Below are 3,038 nucleotides of genomic sequence, written 5' to 3'. Positions count from 1 at the left end.
GAACTTCCCATCTCCCCCTTTCGCGCTACGTTTCCGTTACCGCGAAAGAGGCGTGATTCTAGGCACCATTCCGCTTTCGCGCAAGTCCTTTTCCGAAAGAAATTTACCCCCCCGTTCCGAGCGCGCGCAGCGGCTCGGAACGGGGGGGCGCGCACACTGGAGTGACGCCGTACCCCAAGGACCAGAGGTGCGCGACGTTTATCCCGATTTCAGCGATGCTTGAAGACCGGCTTGCGTTTCTCGACGAACGCCGCCATCCCTTCCTTCTGATCTTCAGACGCGAACGCCGAATGGAACAAGCGACGCTCGAAGTGCACGCCTTCCGCAAGCGTGGTCTCGTATGCGCGATTGACCGCCTCCTTCACCATCATCACGGCAGGCAACGAGAATTCGGCGATCGTCGTCGCTGCGGCGAGCGCCTCATCGAGCAACCTGTCCGCCGGCAGGATCCGCGACACCAAGCCGGCGCGCTCAGCCTCCTCCGCATCCATGAAGCGCGCGGTCAAGCACATGTCCATCGCCTTCGCCTTCGACACCGCACGCGGCAGGCGCTGCGTTCCGCCCGCGCCCGGCAGCACGCCGAGCTTGATTTCGGGCTGACCGAACTTCGCGGTGTCTGCCGCAAAGATGATGTCGCACATCATCGCGAGTTCGCAGCCGCCACCCAGCGCAAAACCTGCCACCGCCGCAATGACCGGCTTGCGGATCTGGCGCACCGTCTCCCAGTTGCGCGTGATGTAGTCGCCCTTGAAGACATCCATGTATGAATAGGTCGCCATCATCCCGATGTCCGCGCCGGCCGCGAACGCCTTTTCGCTGCCCGTCAGCACGATGGCGCCAATGCCCTCGTCCGCGTCGAACGCCTTGAGCGCCGCGCCAAGCTCGTCCATCAGCGCGTCGTTCAACGCGTTCAGCGCCTTCGGACGATTCAGCGTAATCAGCCCCACCCGGCCTCGCGTCTCCACCAGGATGTTTTCGTAAGCCATCTGCTTCTCCTCGATCAATGAAACATGAAATGCCGCACACGCACGGATGATTTAATGCTAACATTTTCCGACCAACCGGTCGGTTAATTAATAATCTCCACCTTCCTCAACGTTCATCAAGCCTGCCGCCATGACCCATCCTCTGTTTACGAAGCATGAAGACACGCTGAAGCACGCGCTCTCCACGATCGAAACGCGCGGCTACTGGAGCCCGTTCGCCGAGATGCCGAGCCCCAAAGTGTACGGGGAAAGCGCCAACGCAGACGGTGAAGCCGCATTCAAAGCCCAGCTCGGCAAACCCTTCGAGCTCGGCCAGCCCGCCTCAGGCGGAACGGTCGGCGCCGAGCAATCGCCGTACGGCTTCGCGCTCGGCATCCGCTATCCGAAATCGTCACCCGACGAACTGATCGACGCCGCCGCGCAAGCACAGCGCGCGTGGCGCGAGGCCGGGCCGCACGCCTGGGCCGGCGTGTGCCTCGAAATCCTCGCCCGGCTGAATCGCGCGAGCTTCGAAATCGCGTACGGCGTCATGCACACGACCGGACAGGCGTTCATGATGGCGTTCCAGGCGGGCGGGCCGCATGCGCAGGACCGCGCACTCGAAGCCGTCGCATACGCGTGGCAGGAACTGCAGCGCATCCCCGTCGATGCGCACTGGGAAAAACCGCAAGGCAAGAACCCGCCGCTCGCGATGCACAAGCGCTACACGATCGTGCCGCGCGGCACGGGCCTCGTGCTCGGTTGCTGCACGTTCCCGACCTGGAACGGCTATCCGGGCATGTTCGCCGACCTCGCCACCGGCAATACGCTCATCGTCAAACCTCACCCCGGCGCGATCCTGCCGCTCGCGATCACCGTGCGCATCGCGCGCGACGTGCTGCGCGAAGCGGGCTTCGATCCGAACATCGTCACACTGCTCGCGACCGAAGGGAACGATGGCGCGCTCGTCCAGGAGCTCGCGCTCCGTCCGGAAATCAAGCTGATCGACTTCACCGGTAGCTCGAAAAACGGCACCTGGCTCGAACGCAACGCGCATCAGGCACAGGTGTACACGGAGAAGGCGGGCGTGAACCAGATCGTGATCGATTCCGTCGACGACCTGAAGGCTGCCGTCAAGAACATCGCGTTCTCGCTCGCGCTCTACTCCGGCCAGATGTGTACCGCACCGCAAAACATCTACGTTCCGCGCGATGGCATCCGCACCGCAGAAGGGCACGTCAGCTTCGACGACGTCGCGCAGGCGATCGCCGGCGCCGTGCAAAAGCTGACGGGCGACCCGGCGCGCTCGGTCGATCTCATCGGCGCGCTTCAGAACGACGGCGTCGCGGCGCGCATCGACGACGCACGCAAGCTCGGCCGCGTGCTCGCCGACAGCCAAGCGCTCGAGCATCCTGCATTCAAGGGCGCGCGCGTGCGCACGCCGCTCGTGCTGCAGCTCGACGTCGAGGATCGGGCGATGTACACGCAAGAATGGTTCGGCCCGATCTCGTTCGTCATCGCAACCGATTCGACTGCACAATCGCTCGATCTCGCCGGTTCGATCGCGGCCGACCACGGTGCGCTCACGCTCTCCGTCTATAGCACGGACGATGCCGTCGTCGAGGCGGCACACGAAGCGGCGGTGCGCGGCGGAGTCGCGCTGTCGATCAATCTGACGGGCGGCGTGTTCGTCAATCAATCGGCGGCGTTCTCCGACTTTCACGGTACGGGCGCCAATCCGGCCGCGAATGCATCGCTCGCCGATGCCGCGTTCGTCGCGAACCGCTTCCGCGTCGTGCAGAGCCGACACCATGTTGCGCCGAAGTCCGCACCGGCAGAAGCCGGCCAAACGGCATAACCCGTTCGGCCGAACTGCCGACCGCGCCATCGTTCACTACCATGAATGAACCCGCCCGCTCGCGGGTTCACCTCCGCCGGAATTCGACATGACCGAAGCTTTCCTGTGCGACGCAATCCGCACGCCCATCGGCCGCTATGGCGGCGCCCTGGCCCCGGTACGGGCCGACGACCTCGGCGCGGTGCCGCTCAAGGCGCTCGTCGAGCGCAACCGCG

2 protein-coding genes and 1 pseudogene are annotated in these 3,038 nt (G+C 64.4%); 2 read left to right on the top strand and 1 reads right to left on the bottom strand.

The window, feature by feature from the left end; genetic code table 11:
* Nucleotides 1–209: 209 nt before the first annotated feature.
* On the bottom strand, nt 210–986 hold the full coding sequence (locus WS62_RS04375) for an enoyl-CoA hydratase (RefSeq protein ID WP_066568242.1): 777 nt from the start codon (nt 984–986) through the stop codon (nt 210–212).
* 130 nt (nt 987–1,116) lie between these two features.
* Here WS62_RS04375 and paaN point away from each other — a divergent pair, with 130 nt between their 5' ends.
* Nucleotides 1,117–2,823, top strand: coding sequence for a phenylacetic acid degradation protein PaaN (gene paaN, locus WS62_RS04370; RefSeq protein WP_066568239.1), 1,707 nt, complete (start codon nt 1,117–1,119; stop codon nt 2,821–2,823).
* An 88-nt stretch (nt 2,824–2,911) separates the two neighbouring features.
* A pseudogene (locus WS62_RS32490) lies at nt 2,912–3,038 on the top strand (3-oxoadipyl-CoA thiolase); the annotation flags it as partial.

Origin of the sequence: Burkholderia sp. ABCPW 14, from assembly GCF_001523835.1 — a bacterium.
Lineage (GTDB): Bacteria > Pseudomonadota > Gammaproteobacteria > Burkholderiales > Burkholderiaceae > Burkholderia > Burkholderia mayonis.
The sequence above is the reverse complement of the archived record's forward strand: the minus strand, read 5'-3'. Positions and strand labels throughout refer to the sequence as shown.